The organism is Trichocoleus sp. DQ-A2, from assembly GCF_039961915.1.
Lineage (GTDB): Bacteria > Cyanobacteriota > Cyanobacteriia > Cyanobacteriales > FACHB-T130 > FACHB-T130.
In genome coordinates this window covers 196,696-217,215 of the sequence record NZ_JAMPKD010000010.1, presented here as the reverse complement: position 1 = coordinate 217,215, position 20,520 = coordinate 196,696, and the positions used below count along the sequence as shown (strand labels likewise).

17 protein-coding genes are annotated in these 20,520 nt (G+C 44.5%); 7 read left to right on the top strand and 10 right to left on the bottom strand.

Features of this window, described 5'->3' with window-relative positions; translation table 11 throughout:
• Positions 1-141: 141 nt before the first annotated feature.
• Positions 142-1,296, top strand: coding sequence for an alanine--glyoxylate aminotransferase family protein (locus NC997_RS12440; RefSeq protein ID WP_190525740.1), 1,155 nt, complete (start codon positions 142-144; stop codon positions 1,294-1,296).
• A gap of 268 nt (positions 1,297-1,564) precedes the next feature.
• Positions 1,565-2,101: a hypothetical protein gene (locus NC997_RS12435; RefSeq protein WP_190525738.1), complete on the top strand. Its 537-nt coding sequence runs from the start codon at positions 1,565-1,567 to the stop codon at positions 2,099-2,101.
• 55 nt (positions 2,102-2,156) lie between these two features.
• Here the strand turns inward: NC997_RS12435 and NC997_RS12430 are convergent, their stop codons facing one another.
• Positions 2,157-4,004, bottom strand: a complete 1,848-nt coding sequence (locus tag NC997_RS12430) for a serine/threonine protein kinase (RefSeq protein ID WP_190525736.1) — start codon at positions 4,002-4,004, stop codon at positions 2,157-2,159.
• Positions 4,005-4,278: 274 nt separating this feature from the next.
• Between NC997_RS12430 and NC997_RS12425 the strand changes: the two genes are divergently transcribed.
• Positions 4,279-5,304: a DUF389 domain-containing protein gene (locus NC997_RS12425; RefSeq protein WP_242031294.1), complete on the top strand. Its 1,026-nt coding sequence runs from the start codon at positions 4,279-4,281 to the stop codon at positions 5,302-5,304.
• 40 nt (positions 5,305-5,344) lie between these two features.
• Positions 5,345-5,851: a hypothetical protein gene (locus tag NC997_RS12420; protein ID WP_190525734.1), complete on the top strand. Its 507-nt coding sequence runs from the start codon at positions 5,345-5,347 to the stop codon at positions 5,849-5,851.
• A gap of 58 nt (positions 5,852-5,909) precedes the next feature.
• On the opposite strand, the gene NC997_RS12415 is transcribed toward NC997_RS12420, so the two are convergent.
• Positions 5,910-6,203 (bottom strand): hypothetical protein, encoded by a 294-nt coding sequence (locus NC997_RS12415; RefSeq protein WP_190525732.1) that lies wholly within the window; start codon positions 6,201-6,203, stop codon positions 5,910-5,912.
• 138 nt (positions 6,204-6,341) lie between these two features.
• On the opposite strand from NC997_RS12415, the gene NC997_RS12410 reads away from it, so the two are divergent.
• The 3 genes from NC997_RS12410 to NC997_RS12400 all read left to right on the top strand — a co-directional run bounded on the left by NC997_RS12410 (position 6,342) and on the right by NC997_RS12400 (position 9,233).
• Positions 6,342-7,319, top strand: a complete 978-nt coding sequence (locus NC997_RS12410; RefSeq protein WP_190525730.1) for a helix-turn-helix transcriptional regulator — start codon at positions 6,342-6,344, stop codon at positions 7,317-7,319.
• A gap of 106 nt (positions 7,320-7,425) precedes the next feature.
• The gene (locus NC997_RS12405; RefSeq protein WP_190525728.1) at positions 7,426-8,070 is read left to right on the top strand and encodes a Uma2 family endonuclease; all 645 of its coding nucleotides are present in this window, start codon (positions 7,426-7,428) and stop codon (positions 8,068-8,070) included.
• 158 nt (positions 8,071-8,228) lie between these two features.
• Positions 8,229-9,233 (top strand): folate-binding protein YgfZ, encoded by a 1,005-nt coding sequence (locus NC997_RS12400; protein ID WP_190525726.1) that lies wholly within the window; start codon positions 8,229-8,231, stop codon positions 9,231-9,233.
• 10 nt (positions 9,234-9,243) lie between these two features.
• Here the strand turns inward: NC997_RS12400 and NC997_RS12395 are convergent, their stop codons facing one another.
• From NC997_RS12395 to NC997_RS12360, 8 genes are all read right to left on the bottom strand, one after another.
• Positions 9,244-9,531, bottom strand: a complete 288-nt coding sequence (locus NC997_RS12395; protein ID WP_190525801.1) for a (2Fe-2S) ferredoxin domain-containing protein — start codon at positions 9,529-9,531, stop codon at positions 9,244-9,246.
• Positions 9,532-9,730: 199 nt separating this feature from the next.
• Positions 9,731-11,368: a glycosyltransferase family 39 protein gene (locus tag NC997_RS12390; RefSeq protein WP_190525724.1), complete on the bottom strand. Its 1,638-nt coding sequence runs from the start codon at positions 11,366-11,368 to the stop codon at positions 9,731-9,733.
• A 60-nt stretch (positions 11,369-11,428) separates the two neighbouring features.
• On the bottom strand, positions 11,429-12,982 hold the full coding sequence (locus tag NC997_RS12385; RefSeq protein ID WP_190525722.1) for a hypothetical protein: 1,554 nt from the start codon (positions 12,980-12,982) through the stop codon (positions 11,429-11,431).
• Between the two features lie 56 nt (positions 12,983-13,038).
• Positions 13,039-14,598 (bottom strand): glycosyltransferase family 39 protein, encoded by a 1,560-nt coding sequence (locus NC997_RS12380; RefSeq protein ID WP_190525720.1) that lies wholly within the window; start codon positions 14,596-14,598, stop codon positions 13,039-13,041.
• A gap of 174 nt (positions 14,599-14,772) precedes the next feature.
• Positions 14,773-16,608: a DCC1-like thiol-disulfide oxidoreductase family protein gene (locus NC997_RS12375; RefSeq protein WP_190525718.1), complete on the bottom strand. Its 1,836-nt coding sequence runs from the start codon at positions 16,606-16,608 to the stop codon at positions 14,773-14,775.
• Between the two features lie 68 nt (positions 16,609-16,676).
• The gene (locus NC997_RS12370) at positions 16,677-18,026 is read right to left on the bottom strand and encodes an NAD(P)/FAD-dependent oxidoreductase (RefSeq protein ID WP_190525716.1); all 1,350 of its coding nucleotides are present in this window, start codon (positions 18,024-18,026) and stop codon (positions 16,677-16,679) included.
• A 61-nt stretch (positions 18,027-18,087) separates the two neighbouring features.
• Positions 18,088-19,053, bottom strand: a complete 966-nt coding sequence (locus NC997_RS12365) for a hypothetical protein (RefSeq protein WP_190415495.1) — start codon at positions 19,051-19,053, stop codon at positions 18,088-18,090.
• Positions 19,053-20,516, bottom strand: a complete 1,464-nt coding sequence (locus NC997_RS12360) for an MBOAT family protein (RefSeq protein WP_190415494.1) — start codon at positions 20,514-20,516, stop codon at positions 19,053-19,055. Before NC997_RS12360 ends, NC997_RS12365 begins: the two co-directional genes overlap by 1 nt.
• Positions 20,517-20,520: the final 4 nt, after the last annotated feature.

Genomic DNA, 20,520 nt, shown 5'->3' with positions numbered 1-20,520 from the left:
GACTGTAAACCGATTACCCACTACTGACTATCGATTACTCAATTACTCCGAAAAGCTAAAAAGCTGATTGCTAATTGGTGAATGGATTGGAAAAGATATGCGATTCTGGAGTATGCGCTCTTCAAGTTTAAGGACAGATCGATGGACGATAAGTTAATGTTGATGATTCCCGGCCCAACACCAGTGCCGGAACAGGTATTACTCGCCTTAGCCAAGCATCCATTTGGGCACCGCAGCAGTGAATTTAGCAAACTGATGGCTGAGGTGACGCAAAACCTGAAATGGTTGCACCAAACCGAGAATGACGTGCTGATGTTAACTGCCAGTGGCACGGGGGCGATGGAAGCTGGCATCATTAACTTCCTGAGTCCAGGCGATCGCGTTTTGGTTGGCTGTAATGGCAAATTTGGCGATCGCTGGGCGGAACTTAGCCAAGCTTTCGGTCTGAATGTTGATACGGTAAAAGCTGAGTGGGGTCAAGCCCTCGACCCAGAACAATTCCGGGAAAAACTCGAAGCCGATACAGATAAACAAATCAAAGCGGTCATTGTCACCCATAGCGAGACATCCACTGGCGTTCTCAACGACCTGGAAACTATCAATCGTCATGTTAAAGCCCACGGTGAAGCTTTAATGATCGTTGACGCTGTTACCAGCTTGGGAGCTGTTAATCTGCCGATTGATGAATGGGGCATTGATGTGGTGGGGTCTGGCTCCCAAAAAGGTTACATGATTCCCCCAGGACTCGCGTTTGTCTCTGTCAGCCCGAAAGCTTGGGAAGCTTACAAAACGGCTAAGTTGCCCCGCTACTACTTGGATTTGGGCAAGTACCGCAAAGATGCCGCCAAAAACACCACTCCCTTTACCCCTCCGGTGAACTTATTTGTGGGGCTGCACGTTGCCCTGAAAATGATGAAGGCCGAGGGTTTGGAGTCGATTTTTGCCCGTCACCAACGGCTGATGACTGCCACCCGCGAGGCGATGAATGCGCTCTCGTTGCCGCTGTTTGCACCTGAAGGTGCAGGCAGTCCGGCGATTACCGCTGTGGCACCGACTGGGGTGGATTCGGAGCAAATCCGTAGCGTGATGAAAAAGCGGTTCGACATCGTCCTGGCTGGCGGACAAGACCATCTCAAAGGAAAAATCTTCCGGATTGGTCACTTGGGTTTTGTGAGCGATCGCGATATTCTCGCTGCCGTTGCCGCTTTGGAAGCGACACTGCGAGAAGTCGGATACGAAGGCTTTACTCCTGGTGCCGGTGTTGCTGCTGCCGCTAGGGTATTTAGCACCCACTAGCGCTCTCTCTTAGGGGTTTGGGTTGCAGGCATTTTATATTGCAGTCTTATTTGAGTGGTGAGATGCCAGCGGTTTAGATCCCGGAATTCTTAGAAGTCCGGGATTTTGCCTTCAGTCCGATCTGATTTGTCAGTCAGCCCATTGCGATCGCGCTTTCTCTAACCCAAACGCTCGCATTCTGATTATTATTGGAGTCGGTGCCAATTCAGGGGCTGGGGATTCGGTATCATTAGTAAAGATTGTTACCTTTTAACTTGGCGATCTCTCCATGCAAAAAACCAAGTTGATCAGTCAACTTCTTGTTGGCGGGCTGCTGTCCTTTGTCTTGGCGACTCTGGGCAATCAAGCTGTACAGGCACGGCGTACGGTCTCTCTCCCAGAGACTAAATGCGTGAGTACTGGCCCTGGTCGTTGGCGTCCTTATAAGTCAGATGTTGCTGTGGGTAGAGCCGTCTACACCAGCCGTCTCAGTCTGGCCCCAGGCAATGCTTTTGTGTCGATGACCTGTAGAATCATGCCGGAGGGTTATGACACTTACTTCCAAACTCTGAATTTGGAATATGGAATGCGGGATAACGACAGCGGTAGTCCTCCCACCACGGTCAATATTTATTTAGATGGACAGCGTAAGCATTCTCGCACGATTGCTCCTGGACAGAAAGATTCCATGTCATTTGATGTTACTAATGTCAATAATGTGGCGATAGAAACGATCTGTTCTAACAGGTCGCAATATTGCGGTCGCGTTTATTTCTTCCAAGCGGCGCTGGTGCCTTTCCCTCCACCTCCCGATGAGAGCAAGTAGGGAAATGTGCCCGATTTGAGCGGAAAGCGATCGCTTAGCACTTATCTGAGTGTCGTCACAAGGAAGGCTCAGTTGCCGGACTCTCCGTGGGGCGAGGGCTTTCACTCGGACTCTGAATCGGGCTAGGGCTTTCAGTGGGACTAGGACTCTCGGTGGGACTTTCGCTGGGGCTGGGAGACGGTGTTTGTTCGTTCTGTTTTTGCTCGGCTTGTGCAGCTAATTGGCGTAACCGATCTTGCCAATACCGGATTTGGGGAAGTCCAGGGTCGTTTGCAGCGGCAATTACATCTTGCCACCGACCTTGCTCGAAAGCTCTTTGGGAATCCCGATATATCCCTTGTGCAACTGACCAGTTCAAAGACCACTCTTGCAGCGCTTCCCGCGCTTGTCCGTAAGCAGAACTGTTAGTGGGAATGGATCTAACGAGAGCGATCGCGCCGTCGAAATCACCCGCTTGAAATTTTTCCGTCGCTTGGGCGATGATCTCCCGCCCCCGATCGACGGTAGGTTTCGGCGTTTCTGGAGAGGGTTTGGCAGTCGTTGTTGGAGTGGGCTTGGTAGGCGTTGAGGCCGATGAGCCACAATCGATATATTTTCTAAATACCCATCCCTTGAGCGGCGAACTAATCGGCACCCAACCATTTCGTGCAGTGCCGGTAACAGATAAAATCGTCCCTTGTTTGACGCTACCTACTACCGAAGCGTTAGGACTAGAACGTACATTTAATGGCCCATCCGAAACTTTGCAAGTCTCTTGTACTTTGTCTACCACTTCATTCGGATTGCTCTTAGACCCTCCATTACTCTTGGGTTGGGATTGATAAAGAGCAATAGCCCCCCCTACCGCAAATACCAAAATAGCTACCCCGATCCCCATCGCTAGGGGAAATTTATTAGACGAGGGAGCAACAACAGGACGATTGTACTCGTGACTGATTGCTTTTGGAGTAGGTTGTGGTGTTGGTTGTGGAGGAACGACTGCAAAGGTTTTCTGTTCAGACGGTGGAGTTGGGGGCGGAGGGGGAGCGGATGTGTACTCGATGGGTGGATATCCAACCCCCACTCCTGGCTGTCCACCCCCATAGAGTAGCTGTTGCAAGTTTTGTAGTGCTTCCGTTGCTGACTGATAGCGGTCTTTGAAGTGGTAGCGGGTCATCTTTGTTAAAACACCTGCCAACCCTGGACTGACCGCCACTAGATGCTGCCAGAGGATCTCACCTGTCTGAGGATCTTCGTGCAATTGCAGTGGCATTAGCCCCGTCAGCGCCTGGATGCCAATCATACCCAAAGCATAAATATCGCTATTGGGGCGGGGTCTCCCTTGCGCTTGTTCGGTTGGCATATAGCCGGGAGTGCCAATGGCAACGGTGGCACTGGCTTGTGCTTGATTGATGAGTGTTTGAGTTCGCAGTAGCTTGACTGCGCCAAAGTCAACTAAAACTAGCTTGCTATCTGAGTTGCGTCGGATTAAGTTGTCTGGTTTGATGTCGCGGTGGATGACGCCGTTGTAGTGGACAAATTCCAAAACGCTCAAGACTTGTTGCAGCATCTGGATGACTTGACCTTCTTCCCAACGATAACTGGGTGAGAGTTCGGCGCTGAGGGGATGCCCATCGATGAACTCTTGTACCAAGTAAAATTCTTGGTTTTCTTCAAAGTTGGCTAATAATCTAGGAATTTGGTCGTGATTTCCCAGTTGTTCTAGAGTTTCGGCTTCGCTAGTGAATAACCGTCTAGCCGTTTCCAAAAAATGAGGGTCGCTACTAGCAGGCTTGAGGTGCTTGACAACACAAGTTGGGGCACCAGGACGGCGGGTGTCTTTGGCGATGTAGGTTTTTCCGAATCCACCGGCACCTAAGGCTTGGACAACTTGGTAACGCTGGTCTAATAAACGCCCGATCATGGTGCGACCTGCCGAAAAAAGAATGTACGCTCAATATTAATACCACTCGGATAAACCCAACGAATCCGCAGAGTTTGTCAAAGATTTCACTAATTTTTTCAGATTGGAGTGTGAAGCGTTCGGGAAGCGTGCCTGTAAACACGGATAATTCACTGCTGATTTCCACCCAGAGAAGTAGCTGAATTTTGCGGGGGGATTGCGATCATTGTGAATATTGAGCATCAAGCGGAGCTTTTATCAGGCTTCAGATAGAATTTTAAGGTACTATTTTCATTTGCTAAAAAATATTCATTGGAAGTGGTCGAAATATCGGCGATGGCGACAAAAGGCACAGCAGGAGTTAGGCGTGCAGCGAGAGGGGCTGTTGGAAGAATCCACGATGGATTTGAACTACATCGTGTTGATTATTGGTTCCTGCGCGATCGCTACTTTGGGATTGTTGACTAACAGTGCGGCTGTCATTATTGGTGCGATGATCGTTGCCCCGTTGATGTTCCCTATTCGCGGATTAGCCTTTGCCGCTTTAGAAGGCGACGTAATTCTGTTTCGCAAAGGGTTGGTTGCGGTCGTCGTGGGGACGTGTCTGGCGATTGTTTTAGCGATGCTTCTGGGTTCCTTTGTCGGACTCCCAGAATTTGGCAGCGAAGTGCTGTCTCGCTCTAGACCGACTCTACTCGATTTGGGAATTGCTGTGGTCGCTGGAGGCATTAGTGGCTTTGCGAAAGTGCAGCCCAAAATTTCTGGGACTTTGGCGGGGACAGCGATCGCTGTGGCGCTGATGCCTCCGGTTTGTGTCATTGGTTTGGGGCTTGCCCAAGCGAATTGGTCGCTGAGTCTGGGTGCAGCGCTGCTGTACATGACGAACTTGCTGGGGATTACCCTTGCCTGTATGCTGACTTTTTTATTGTCCGGCTACACCCCTCTAGCGAAAGCAAGGAAAGCCCTAAGTTGGACGCTTGCCTTGACAGCGATTCTTTTGATTCCTTTAGGGATCAGTTTTGTAGAATTACTCCGGCAAGCCCGACTAGAAGCGAGTTTGAAGCAGGCGCTACTGAAGAATACGATTACTTTTCAGCGAGTAGAACTGGTTAAAACTGAGTCCAACTGGTTAACAAACCCCCCTAAAGTTTATCTTACTGTTCGCGCTGAGCAAGTTTTAACTCCTAAACAAGTGCGATTGTTGGAAGAATTTGTTGCCAAAAAGATGGGTCAACCTTTTACCTTGATTTTTCAAGTTAGTCAAGTCGAAACTGTACAGCGAGAAGCTCCAGTCTCGTCACCATCTTCACCTCAACCTTAAGTTTTTTCCATCACATTTTTTTCAATTTTATAAGATAAAAATGATGCCAAAGTTCACAAATATTACGAGTTGGGAGCAAGCTGAATTGCTCATGCAACCAGCTTTTATCCGAATCATCGACCAGATTCGCAAACAGCTAGACCAATCAAGCTGGAAGGGAACTTACCAAGATGTATTGATTTGGCCTGAAGGGACGCCGGAGGAAACTAAAACCACTTTTACGTTATTAAGAGAACAGCTTGCATCTGCTTCTCCAGAGGAAGCTTCGGAGATAGAACAAGCTTTGATGGCGATGCCTAATCCTTACCCTGGTTATCTCCTTTGTTTGAAGCATCAAGACCAGCAAGTTACTGTTGATTTATGGGAACTTTGTTATCAAGTCTGTTTTCGGAATTACGATCGAGCGATCGCTCACCCAGAAAATCAGGAAATTGAGATTGATACTAGCTTAATTGAAGAGGACACTGGCGATGTAGATTGGAACCTCTTGGACGCTAAAGCGCGACAGCTAGTAGAGAAGGTGTTTGCGGACTTACCAGCTAGTTAAAAAGTCCGCAAGTTGACCGCAAGTTGAAAGGTTAGGAAAGAACGCGATCGCTTTTTCTTCAAGCGGCAGTCTCGTCAGGCAGATTATCTATATTGATTGCGATCGCATCCCCGTATTCGCTCAAGTCAGCCGTTTTTGGCTTTGTTTTCAGCTTGGAGAGAAATTCTTCCATTCCCGGTACTTCTAACTGATGGAATGTGGTTTGAATTTCTGTATTATTAGCCAAAATTCCGGAGATGGATTTTCGGTTCATATTGGTAGTCTCTGACTGCGTTTTCAGATTGGCGAGAAATCCTTCCATCCCAGGTATTTCTAACTGGCGGAATCTGCGCTGACTTTCTGGAATTTTCATTTCTTTACTCGAATGCTTCTGTGAATATCATGCTCAGAACGCAGATACACACGACAATGGGCATCTGTTAAGCTAATTTCAGTACGCAGAGTACGCAGAATACGCAGATAATAGAATAACTGCGATATTTTGAAAGATATGAATCGTCAGCACTTCAAAGAAATACTGGAAAAGCTGGAGCTAGAGAAACCTCGTACAGTTGAGGTATTACGAATGGTGTTAGCTGGAGATACAGACGCTCAAATCGCTCTGTCAAGGCGTCGCACTCAAGGAACTGTACGCAATCAAATCTCCAAAATATACCGGGACTTTGGCATTAAGGGGAGATTTCCCAGCGATCGCCAATCAAGACGAAATGAGTTAATTGCTCTATTTCAAAAGTACCACCCTGAGTGGGTTCATGATTGTTCTTCTGTTGTCACCAACAAGGCTAGCGATGGAGGGGAACAGGTAAACCCAAAAAGTCTACCCCAGCCAGTTTCGTCAAGCATGAAGGAGAGTAAGCCAGGAGAAGATTTGATGGATTTGGCTATCACTATGCTGACGCAGCTTGGATTTAATGAAATGTTTAAAGTGAGTAGCTCAGGGCAATATATAGGATATCAGCTCAAGAATCCTGACAAAGGAATTAAAAGCTATCAACTGATTTTAGCCCAACAAAAAAAAGAGCTATCTGTTTCTATTATTAAAGGCATTGTTGAGCAATATGCACTGAGTTTGCAGTATTGGGAGTATTTTGATTTAGCCGGACAAATCTATCTTTTTACAAAAGCAATGGTTTGGATATTACCTAGTAAAAAGGATGCTTTTTTAGATTCGCTTCACGCTTACTATTGGCACCCTTTGAAGGAAGAAGAGAGAACAACAGGTGTTTTTAAATTTAATAAACTTGGATGTGATAATACTGGTTATGAAGGATGTGTTATCGACCGAATCCCTTTAGAAGAATTCAACCCTGAAACTTTGAGTAGCAGAGATACCTACCTAATACTTAGTGAAGATAAAATTTTTACCGACACTTGGCAAGTGTGTATCAGCTCAAAGGAAGTTTTACAAGAATTCATTGGTCACTTTGGAAAAATTTTAATAGAAAATCAACAATCCATGTCAAAGTAAGTCATTAATTCTGGAAACAGGCATCGCATTCCCTATTACCAAGCGCGATCGCTCTCCCAGAAATTACACTACATAACAGAAGCATCGCGCCCTAAATGCCTTAACCATGAGTAAACTACAAACGAAAATACCGACAAATACTTGGGTTGTAGCCACTTGGGATGAATATATCCAGGCGATTGAAGATCCGCAACTAGAAAAAGCGAAAGGCTATTACCACAATGGACAATTGAGGATAGAAATGTCACCTATCGGCTCTGACCACGCCAGCGATCACACTATTATTATCTTTGCCGTTAACCTGTTTGCTACCCTCAAAGGCATTCTTATACATGGACGGGATAACTGTACATACAGAAAAACAGGTGTTCAAGAAAGTCAACCAGATGTGTCTTATTATATTGGTGAAAATGCTGATGTAATCCCTTGGGGAACGTCAATCATTGACTTAGACCAATATCCAGCACCAAATTTAGTGATTGAAATTGCCAATACTTCACTATCTGATGATATCGGGCAAAAACGGCTTCTATACGAAGATTTAGGAGTGGCGGAATATTGGGTGGTAGATGTTGCGAACATCAGAATTATTGCTTTTACCATCACATCTGCTGGGGGAAGTCAAAGAATTACTGAGTCCCAGGTGTTGCCGGGATTAGCGATTTCAGTGCTAGTGGAAGCTTTACAGCGCAGTCGTCAAGAAAATCAAAGCTTAGTTGGTGCTTGGTTATTAGCCCAATTTCAGCAGTAACTATTGCCTGATATCCTTACTCAAAGCGATTCGCACAGGATGTTAGCTTCAGATTGAGTACCAGATTGAAGCTGATTAGTCTTATTTGATAAGATTTTCAAGTCAGAAAAACTAGCAGAAACGCTAGATGAAAATTGAAACGATTAGCAACAATCACCATGCCTACATCTGCAATTGACGGCAATTTTGACGACAAGAGTGCAGCAGCTATCCAAGCGGCGCGGGAGGGGGTTGCTGTATGCGATCGCTCTCATTGGGGACGGATTCAAGTTTCCGAAGGCGATCGCATCCGATTTTTGCACAACCAGAGTACAAACGACTTTCAGCGACTCAAGCCAGGACAAGGCTGCGATACGGTTTTTGTCACATCAACAGCGCGAACGATTGACTTAACCACCGCCTATGTGATGGAAGATGCAGTCCTGCTGCTGGTTTCACCCAATCGGCGCGAGAAGCTGCTCAAATGGCTAGACCAATACATTTTTTTCGCCGACAAGGTGCAGTTAACCGATGTAACTGATAATACTGCAAGCTTCAGCTTGATTGGGCCAGGGAGTGATGCCCTCTTAGAACAGTTGGGTGCGGGTGCCATGATTGGTCAACCTGATGGTTCTCATCAGCAATTGACGGTGGGGGATATCGAGGTGCGGGTAGCTGTGGGCAGCGGTTTGGCAACGCCGGGATACACGCTGATTCTCTCCGCTGCTGATAAGGAAACGCTGTGGAATACTTTAGCGCAAGCTGGGGCAGTGCCGATGAGCGATCGTGTCTGGGAACATCTCCGAATCGAACAAGGACGCCCCGCACCTGACCTTGAGCTAACTGAGGATTACAATCCTCTAGAAGCAGGCTTGTGGCAAACCATCTCCTTTGAAAAAGGCTGCTACATCGGACAGGAGACAATTGCCCGTTTAAATACTTATAAAGGAGTCAAACAACACCTTTGGGGCGTCCGACTCAACACACCCGCCCAACCAGGAAGTGTAATTAGCGTTGGAGAGGAAAAAGTCGGCAAACTTACCAGCTATACTGAAACCGACCAAGGTTCCTTTGGACTCGGCTACGTCCGCACCAAAGCCGGTGGTGAAGGGCTGAAAGTACAAGTAGGAGAAAGCGAGGGTGAACTCGTCGCGGTGCCATTCGTGACACACGACTACGTTTAGCGGCAATACGCTACGAACGCTGGTGAAATTTGCCATAAAGCATTGCTGCAACAGGTTGTCCACCTCGCAAATGTCGTTCTATCACTGTTGGCACTTCATCGGGATGGACGTGGTTGTACCACACTTCTTCTGGCATCACCAATACCATCGGGCCATTGCCACATTGTCCTAAACATTGGCTCCCTGTTACAGTGACGTCGGGAACTTCAGACGCCTGGAAAGCTGCCAAAACTTTAGCTGCACCCTGCTTGCGGCAGCTGCGGTTTTGGCAAATCAAAATACTTTTAGAGCAAGACAAGGTAAAGGTTAGAAAAATTTCCGCTCCTTTGGGTAAGAAGCCGAAGCCTACAATTCTAGGGTAGCTCAGGCAGATTCCCACCCAGGGCAAGGCAATTGCACGAGACAACGATGCTAGGTTAGCGGCAATTTCGGTAGAGTAAGCGATCGCGCTGTAATTTGCTAAACAGACAATTTTAAAAAATCAACTTTTCTAATCATTACTGTTTTGCTAAATGCCAGAGAGTAGTCTTCGTAATGTAAACAGGATCTATCTGCTGTTCCCACTCATATACTTTCTTTATCTGGTAGCTTGGTTCTCGATCGAGAACAGCCTTCAAAGCCTTTTTAGAATCCACAAATACATCACTGAAATCATTAGCAATAGAATTTATAGGTAACTTGCTGTCAATCTCTTCACCTGGTTTAAGAACAGGTTGATTAGAAACTGACTGAAGTTTAACTTTGGGATCGAACAGGTAAGTCAAGGAAAAAGGAGGTAAGTTGTACCAGATATAAAGTGGATAATTAGCCTGGTTAACAATCTGAGCGATTTCTTTATAGTGACAACTGTTATATTTATTCCACCATTCTTGTGCTTGAGAACTGACTGCGCTGGATAAAACTCCTCCCGAAATGATGACGACTGTAGCAATTTGCCATAGCCACCGCTGCCAGTTTTTAGCAGAAAATGAGGATATTTTAGCAGCAAGTAGGTAGGCAATTGCGATTTCTATTGCTAAGTAACAAGGGATAAGATAACGAGCAACAGCAGAGCGTCTTCCTCCAGAGATTAAATCTGGTAGTGTCAATGCGATCGCAGTAACTCCAAGCATCGTCAAGATAAACAACCAAACGTGCTTTTCAGTCCGGCGGCAAAGAAAGTAAATTGCATAAATTACTAAAATCAACGAGAGAAAAATTGCAATATATAATCCAAAATTTCTATATTTAAAACTGTAATTAAAATCCACAAAAATACGACTAAGATTTAAAATCCATGTTTTTACTAAAGATTGTATCGGAAAAGTCGATCGCATCCACTCGGTTGCTTCATCGACTGTTGACAAATTAGCAAGAGCAATCAGAAGCCAAGGTATAAAAAGTAAGATAGCTGTTAAAGATGCTAGCAGATAGGAGATAAATGTTTTACTTGCTCGAAACTTTTCTAGCGAAAATACATAGACTCCATGACTAATGGCAGTCAACAGGAAAAATAAATGAGAATAAAGACCTAAAATTAAGGTTGCTGCATACATAGCCCAAGCGGATTTTGTTTTTACTCGCATCGCTCTTAGAAGCGATGCACTAGATATTAAAATTGCTACAGTCCACAGGCTATACTGACGAGCTTCCTGAGCATATAAGATATGAAATGGTGAAATAGCTACCAGCCCGGTTGCCATCCATCCCACCAGAGGCAATTCAAATAATTCTACACATAGCCAATAAATACAAGGAAACGCAAGCAGACTAATCAAAGCAGGTAGGCTTCTCATCACTGCCACCGAGTTTCCCCACAACTGTGCCCAAAACCGAGCTAACAAAAAATAGAGTGGTGGATGTTCAGCAGTTGCTGCTAAAGAATTAATCATATCAGTTAAATCTTTTTCAGTATTAGGGCGCTGATATTTCTGCAAATCCTTTACAGGGATTGCACCAGTGCTAGAAGCTTCCTGCTTAACTTCTTCTAAGGTATAACCTGAAATCCGACGTGAAGTGCTACTTTCATCGCCCCAATAAACTTTTTTTTCAAGGTTAGCGAATCGAAAGAAAAGACCTATGATTAATAAAATTGCGATAAAAAATCGTACCTCTTTTGAATAAAACCTGTGGCTCGATTCCTGTATTTTCATCATGAGGTTAGTCCGTCCATTTCAGTAACTAAATATTTAACCTACCCAAAAATAAGGTCTCTTTTACTGGAGAAGATGAACCTCAGCAACTTGAGTTTCTAAAACTGTACTATGAGCTTGTGTTAAATCTGGATTTCTATAAACATTAAAAACTGGAAAAAGGTTATCAGTACGTTGTACCATATAGAACTTTGGATAAATTAGGTAGTTCCCTGCTTGACAAAAAGTTTTAACAATCTTGAAATTCTTTTTAGTAATATATTGATCGATATATTTATAGGGCTGGTACATTGACATCCAACCGACAGGTTTCGGATCAAATGTACAGATTGTTGAGTTTGCAGGTAATTGACTTAAAATCTGAGTAATGTCCGAAGTAGATACCAGTCTATTTTGGCTATATTTGCTGGTTAAATACTGATAGTCATAACTCGCATTAATCAAGATTGATAGAGCTATACCTGCAATTAAAAAAGCACTTAAAGATTTATCTGCTTTCTTAGATAAATCTAAGTAAGCTAAACTCAAGACAGCCAAAACTATTGGAGAGATTAAAATTAAAAGTTTGTAATGAATGTAATAAATTCCTTGATAATTTGAAGCAGCATATAGATAAATAGACCAAGTAAATGCTAAAAAAGCAAAAATAGTTTTGTTCCCTTTAAACTTGGCTATTGCTACCGTTAAAACCACTGTTAAGAAAATAATAGAAGTTAAAATATAAAACCAACCTTCTCCAGTAAAATAGGCTTGTTGTCCTAATTCAACATAATTAAATACCAGCCTACCAATCTTACTTAAGATATTAGAATTAGCTTCTTGATTAGAGCTAGTTAAAGTAGCGATAATTTGTTTGGTATTCAACCAACCGCGACTAAGTTCTCCTTTCCAATAAGGAAACAAAGCTACAAATGCTGCTAAAACGGACAAGATAGGCAGTAAAAACCTAATAGGAGTTCTGCGGTTTTTTGAGATGAATAAAATAGAGCTGGCAATAAAAACTACTGGCATTACAAAAAGAGTTGTGGAATGCAAGCTAATTAATATGGCTAAAACAATCCCATAAAGTATCCAGGAGAAGCATTGAGGAACTAGAGAAAATCTAGCTTCCAACTGGTATTTATAGAGTAAAGTAAAACAAAGCAGAAAAAATATAATAGGGCTGGGGTTCCACTGGAACGTACTTATAAAAATTTCTCCGAAGATTAGACTGTACCAAAAACCTGCTAAGCCTGCCAGAAGAAGGCGTTTGGAAAATTCAACATTTTCTAATAGTTCATAAACTAAATAAATTAAAAGCGGAATAGAGAAAAAAGAGAATAATGCATTAGGTACAGCTGTAAAAACTGGATCTGAGCCAAATATAGTAAAAGGAAAAACTAGATAATAATAAAGAGGCGGTAGATGATATCCTCCGACAGAGGCAGAAGGGCCTAATATAGGCCAATTTCCTTGCCACATCTTCATGTAGATTTCAGCATCTCTGGCCTGATCGTAATAAAAAAAAGTGGTATATCTGAGAACACTGAATAGGCGTATAAAAAATCCAAAAACTAAGGATAATACGATTAAAGTATATGCAGTAATGTTGGCTGGATTCTTCTTAAGATTGAACACTGGTTTAACCCTATTCCTTAAAAAAGTTATTCTTTCTTTTTGTCACTAAAATTAATTTAATCTGCCATTTTGCTAGTATCTTCCAGATTAAAAATGTTCCGAATAGATAAGTACATCATCAACAATAAAAAGGCAACTGAAGTCGCTACTAAATACCAAGGAACACCGATAAACACAAGAGAGTTAGGCCAGAGATTTACAGTATGACTACCGTAAGCTTCTATGCCTGAATTTAAATACCATAAATTTTGGTTTTGAATTCCTGGAGAATGAGTAGCAATTTTAAAGGAATTGAGAAGATTTCTCGCTGCACTCTTCAACATATCCAATGACTGGCTATTTGAGAACTTCCAGACATAGGCTACTTCATCTTTTCTAGCGAATTCTAGTCTCCAGTACCAATGTGAAAGAATTGATGAAAATGAGAGAATGAACCCAAAACCAGCTAGAAAAATTGCTGAGAGCTTCAACGAGGTTCTTTGTAAAACATATTCCATATTGGTTGCAAAGGGCAAAAAGAGAATGGGCAGGATGGTCACTAGATAACGGGGTCCCCATCCTCCGCCACCATACCAACTCCTTAATCTTGCATGCAGTAGAAACCAAGCTATCGTCAGTACCAATATATATAAAGCTTCTTTTTTATGCTCCTTAAAGAATTTTCTAAATAGAACAACAGATAGGATTAATAAAGGGGCATATATAAATATGCTTTTTCCAGGACTCAGCAAAAGACCTGTCAATCCTATAAAGATATTTCCATCCAACGCATTGTTACCCAAATATTTGGCGTCTGTTTGAACCGGGGAAAGGTAGAAAAATCCAGTTCTTAGATGGTTGTACCATGATTGCCATACTAAAAAAGGGAAGATTATCAGTAATGCAGTGGCAACATTCTTTGCTCGGCTGATCAAAGATAGTCTGCTAATAAGTACTACATAACCAAGTGAAGCTACTATAGCTAAAATCATGGAAATTCTAGTAATTAAAGAAAAACCCAAACAAATAAAAGCTAGTATTAAATACTGATTTTTTTTGTTGTTTCTAAAATTTAATAACAGCAGAAAAGATGTAGTCAATAATGTAGAACAGAGAACTCCATCAAAGGATTCTCTGGTATAAGTCCAAAAATAAGTGCTGACGGCTAGGCATAAGGTTGCGATAAAGCTGGGTAAGATAGCTTGACCAAACTGAAACCGCAAGATACCGAAAAAAGCAGTGACTGTGAGTGCAGAATAAAACCCGGGCTGAAATGAACGTATAAATTCCTTCGTTATAGATATAACTTTTACCGTAGTGAAAGGATCTAAAATCCTTTCTAAAATTACATTAATAAAGGCGGTAGGTAGAAAAAATATTGTATTTCCAATTTCTTGGGAAGCATAGGTTCTCCCATTGGGTGCTATTGAAAAAATTCCCTCTTGTGGAGTATCAAAACCTAGTTGCCCAGTGGTAACAATATGTTCTGCAAGTTTATAGTGGAAGGAGCCTTCAGCATAATCAAATCCGCAATTACTCAAGATAAAGAGTATCCAGAAAAAAATAAATATACTTAAATAAGCTTTAACTTTTTGCTTATTCTTGCTATCAGGCTTCCAAAAGTTTAATTTAAGCATTTTAAATGTGTAAAGATAGCGCCAGATGTCAAGTTAGAACGAAAAAAGACAAAGCCAATGCGACTGAAAAAACGCAAACTTTAAATACTAAGTTTTATCCGGTCAATCGACTAGAGAAAGTTTGAATAATAAGTGTTTTAAACTTGTCACAGCAAACTTTTTCTTTGACGAGCCTCACTGATATTGTTCGGGATTCTGTGAGCAGGATTGCTGCCAAGCAGGCTTCTTCTCGACATTCTGAGGTTGACCGGGTGCCACGGTTCTCTCGTTCATAAAGTCAATTTCAAAGTTATCTAGTTGTTTTGAACCTTGGTGCCGAGCGTTCCAGTCACGGCAGAGGTATTGTCCATAGTAGGGATAAAGCTTTTTGCCGATGGTGCGATTGAGGTTTATGAAATAGGTGCGCCATTGCATATTTTGATAGAGGGCGTTTCGGCTCTTCCGACTCGGCTTTTCCCAACTTACAGGCTCCCCATCTCTCAAAACATTAACTTCAGTTCCATCTTTCAACTTGCCTGGGATTACGTGCCAACCATCATCTCGGGGGGGAGCGGGGGCAAAAATACTCCAAGATTGATCTACCCTCAAAATTCGGCTAATCCAGTCAATCGAATTTAAGGCTTTTCGATTAAATTTCTCAGGAGCAAAACTTCTGAAGTTCCAGATAGTGACATAAGCTAGCAAGAGTAACGTCACTATATTCATCGGTCGCGAAGAACGTACTTCAAGGGGACGGAACTTGAAGGGTTTTGTAAAGTTACCAGCAGCCCTGCGGTTAGATGCAACTGTCTCGTAAAATTTCGTTCCTACAGACATCACAGGCCCCCATTTGAGAAGGGGAACCAGTGGCTTAAATATTGGGGATAAACTACAAACGTAAGCGATCGCTTCCCACTTAAAATGCCTGTTTCCTTGCCAATCCACTACTACCCAAGAATTTTTCGCTTGCATATCTGCAAAAATCGAGGGATCGTCCTGAGCTAAGAGCAGTGGCGTCTGTGCAGGCAATATCAAGAAAGTGCGAATCAGGTGGACAACCTTCTTGCAGAAGCCACAGTCGGCATCATAGTAAATCTGGAGTCCGGCTCGTTCTGGGGTATACAGCCGCTTAGATACCGAGTCCCAAACTTCCGTCGGGATGAAAGCTAGCCAACTGGCTGTACTGAGAAACGGAAAAATCCCCAGTACAAACGACAATCCGAAACCGATATGTAAGAGGATAAACGAGATAATTGCACAGCAGCGGAAAAAGCTGGTACGGATGGGAACGAAGAGTAACAAAGGGCCAAGGGTTTCTAACCACAGGGCGCTAAAAGTGAGCAAGACTAGAAGTGCAGAAGGTAGGCTGAGTAGGAATTGACCAAATGGTGTAGCGTATTGGTCGAAACTCAAAGCATAATAAACCGCACTACCATCAGGCCACCAAAAGGGACTCTTCGCTTTAAAAGCCGCCGAAAAGATGTAGATAAAGCATTGTTGTAGCGTAAGTGCTAGGGTGGCACCGGAGAGGATGCGCTTGGGTAATTTTTGGGTAGATGTATTTAGGGCACTGTCAATCGAGTAATAAGCACCTAAGGGCAAAAACATTGCCCAGAAAAGCAGCGCGCGAATTACATCATCCGCCGCGAAAATCAAAGCTGGGTTTCGGTTGTGGAGAGATACCATCAGCGCCCAAGTTGCGATCGCTGCTAACCGGGTTCGGTATCCCACCAATAGCGCTAAAGCCACAAATCCAGCTAGCAAAAATAGAATGGCTTGAAACCAGGTTTGACCGCCCAGCGCATGAACTGACCAATACCAAGGTTTTAAGATAGTAGTTAGTAGCGATCGCGGCATCACTCCAGCATCTGTATAATGTGCTGTCAGATCCCCCGCCCGAATGATTAAATCGGCAAGAACAACCAGCGCCAAACCAATCCGAAACAGGGCTAGCGATCGCAGGTCTAACCCAAACAGTTGCTCAAGCTTGGAAGTAAAAATGGCTTTAGATTTTTGCTGAGTAGAAGCCATAAAACATTAGACCTTGATGGAAAATTTTTTCATGGTTAACGGCAGTAAGCAATTGCCGTTTGTTAAATTTAATACTTAGATCGCCGGGAGTAATTCGCCGCCAATCGCCGCTTTCCCAAACTATTGGACCCTAACCGCCGGATTGCTGCCAGCCACTTCCAGACTGTTAAAACAACCCGCCGAATCGCTTGATAAATCCAGTTTCTCACTACTCGGAGGCGGTGAGGCACGGTTGGCAGGCGCTGGAGGTAAACGACTTGTCTAGTAATCGATGCCAAGCGCCCTTCTAAATTCAGACCAAAGCTAGAAACCGCAGCCGCACCCTTTCCCAAAGTCACCATCTCTCCTAAGTGCAAATAGCGGAAGCGCCGTAAGCGTTTGCCCGCGATCGCTGCCCAAATGTTGCGAGCAGCACAATCTGCCTGTTGAAAAGCGGCTTGAGCGGTTGCTGGCACCCGTGCGCCACGGGGATTGTAAATTTCTGCCAAATCCCCCAAAGCAAACACTTCTGGATAGTCAACTAATTGTAAGGTAGGGCAAGAAATCAGTTGTCCCTGGTTATTATGCTGGCAATCAAGTTCGCGCACCCAATCGAGCTGCCGGGTTCCAGCCGTCCAAAATACCAAATCTACAGGCAAAGTGTCAATCTGACCATCCCGAACTAGGGTAATTTGGTTAGGTTCAATGCGGTGGATGCTCGTTTCTAGTTTTACCCGCACACCACGACTTGATAAAGCACGGTGAGCCGCAGCTTGAGTATGAGCGGAAAAGGTTTTTAGAATTTGATTACCCCGGTCAAGCAACAGTACCTGCCCTCGTTTCTGTAGCCGGTCGGCGATTTTGCAAGCGAGTTCTACGCCATTAGGACCAGCGCCCGCGATCGCAATCCGCATTTGTTCCTGCTCAGAAAGCTCAAACTCGTATAGCTGTTGTTTCAGAAGCTCTACATCCGCCAAACTGCGAAAGGTTTGGGCATAAGTGCCAGCTCCGGGAACGCCCTCTAAGCGCGTTTCTCCCCCGACTGCCAAAACGAGGTAGTCGTAAGCGAGACCCTCACCGGATTCAAGCTTTACCTGGCGTGTTTGTAAATCAACTTCCTGAATTGTCTCTTGACAAAACCGAATATTTGTATTTTTTAATAGCTTTTGATAAGAAGGAGCAATTTCCCACGCTTGCAGTTCGTCTGTGACCAGTTCGTAGAGCAAGGGGGTAAAAAGAAAGCGATTTTTCTGCTCAACCAGCGTAATTTCGCATTGACTTGATTTCAATAAAGGAAAACGGCGCAGGTACAAAGCAGTGTAGAGACCGCCAAAGCCCCCACCAAGAATGCAAATTCGGGTGGGCGTTGCGCTTCCAGACTCAGAAGGAGTGGAACTGACCTTTCTTTGATGCTTTGTACCGTCTAGCTTGCCGTCCATATCATTAACAGGGGTTTGGTAAATAAGCTTGATATCGAACGCGAATGGCTAAAGCGATTTGCTATTGCGGCACTTTGGTCGTGGAGTTGGGTGCTGTCAGTTGTGCAGCGATCGCTGGTTTTAACTGTTGAACCAGCTCCATTGCCCTGATTGTTCTGGCTTCCGGCTTCAGGTGATAGTGGGTATCGGCAAACAAGTTGGAGTCACTCTTCAGGTTCAACGAGTCTTTTTCGTAGATCAAAGGAGCGATTTTACTCAGTTCCTCAGCCGTCTTTTTAACGTTACGAATCGTCTTTTCGTCGTTGCCGTTCGCATAGACCCACGGCAATGACAGCACTAAAGTTGCTCCCTTTGCCTCGACTTCTTCGCGGAATTTAGCGATCCGCTGAAGCGCGTGTTTGGATACGGGTTCTTGAAATGTCATCTGCCACCACTTCCCAGCGCGTTCTTTCGTCACTGTAGGGTCGCCACGTTCGTCAACCGGATCGGAGTAGTAGCCGGTCATTTTTCCTTTTTCAATCACCTCCAAGCTCGACTTAGTAATTCCTCTAAGAGTCGGAACCCCTAGCATCATTGCGTCTAGAGCTAACTGTTTGGGAGGGATTCCTCCCAAACCGGGCTGTCCAATTGCCATCCCAAACGAACCAGAGCGATCGCCCAACCCATCCTCATCCAACAGTAATAGGTACTCTGGAATCAGAAGCACAATGTCGCCCCGGCGAACTTGACTCAAAACGCTGGGAAGGATGACATCTAAACCAATTGGGCCATCTAACCCCATGTTGAATACGGGAATGCCAAGTTCTTGCTCCATTAGCTTGGTATTCAACGTATAGTGCGCTCCAGAACCACCCGTTATCAGCAGGCGGTGGGGTGCTTCAATTTGGCTTGCCAGCGCTACCTTACGTTCGTACATAGCACGCAGCCAGCTCAGTTCTCCACCGTAGCGCACGTTGTAAAGGTACCCAACAGACCAGGCTAAACCAGCAACCGCTATCCAACTAGCAAGCTTTAGAGGTTTCCACATTAGAACTCGAAGTAAATAAATTTAGAGGGGGTATTTGCAGCTAGCAAGATGGTCAAACCCAAAAGAACGCGAGTTAACCAGGGGGATAACAGCAAATCATATTCGCACTTCCGTTTTTGCCAAACTGCGAGGTGTTCCAAGAACAATTCCGCCGTTGTGAGAAAGAGGATCAAAACTAAGACCGCACCCTCATTCGCACTAAAGGAACTCATTGCCGCTCCCAAATTTGAGAACGAGTACGCCCAAGGTGTCACCAGTGTTTGCAGCTTCTGTCCTAGCCGAGTCATATCTGACTCCATGAAGAATAGACAGCCCAGCATCACCGAACCAAAGGTTAGCGCCCACGATAAGAACTGAGGCATGAATAAACGTTCACCAACAAAGCGGTAAAAAGGGCGACCTGCATATCGCAGAACTAGCAGCAACAAGCCATGATAGGCACCCCAAATGATAAAATTCCAAGCGGCTCCGTGCCAAAACCCTGAGAGCGTAAACGTGACGAACAGATAAAATGCCGCCCACTGCTTCTTTGCGCCCATCAGGGGGAGGAAAACGTAGTCTCGAAACCAGGTACTCAGCGTCACGTGCCAGCGACGCCAAAATTCTTGGATGCTTGGTGAAGTGTAAGGGGCGATGAAGTTGAGTGTTAGCTGAACGCCTACAAATTTAGCTAAACCTAGTGCGATGAAACTATAGCCAGCAAAATCAAAGTAAATCCTCAGAGTGAACAAGTAGATAGATAGCCACACCAGCCAGACATTTCCTGTTTCTTGCAAGTTGATGTACGGCGACAAGTTATCCGCCAGTACCAACTTCATAAACAAGCCCAAAGACAGCCACTTGAGACCGTCCTCAAAGTTTTCTGCGGAGAACTTAAAGCGGAATGATTCAATTTGAGGAAACAAGTCAGCTCGCCGCTCAATCGGGCCAGCGACGACTTGCGGGAAGAAGGAAACAAAGTTGATGTAATCAACAACTCCAATTGGCTGCTTATTTTTGCTTCTGAATGAATCCACTACAAAAGCAACCATCTGGAAGGTGTAAAACGAAATCCCTGGAGGAATTGCACCTGCACCAGGAATGCCGCCTCTCTGCTGCCAACTCGCAGTAACTCCCCCTACAAATAGTCCTAGAACATCTTCCACAAAGAAGTTCACGTATTTGAAGTAGGCAAGGATGGCGATGTCGATCCCGATCACCGTGGCTGCGATCGCTTGCGACTCCCAACCTCGACGGCGCAACATCAGCCGCACCATCACATAGTTAAAGATAATCTCAAAGGCGAAGATGATAAAGCTGGAGCGCGATGCATTCACAAACAGCATCAGCGACAGTACCATCAACCCGATACTATCCAAGTAATCTCGCCAAATATTCAGGTACTTGCCTATATAGCGAACCGTGAAGAAGGGAACGCCGATCAGAAAAAGTACCCACCAGAAGGAGAAATCAGAGAAATTCAATTGA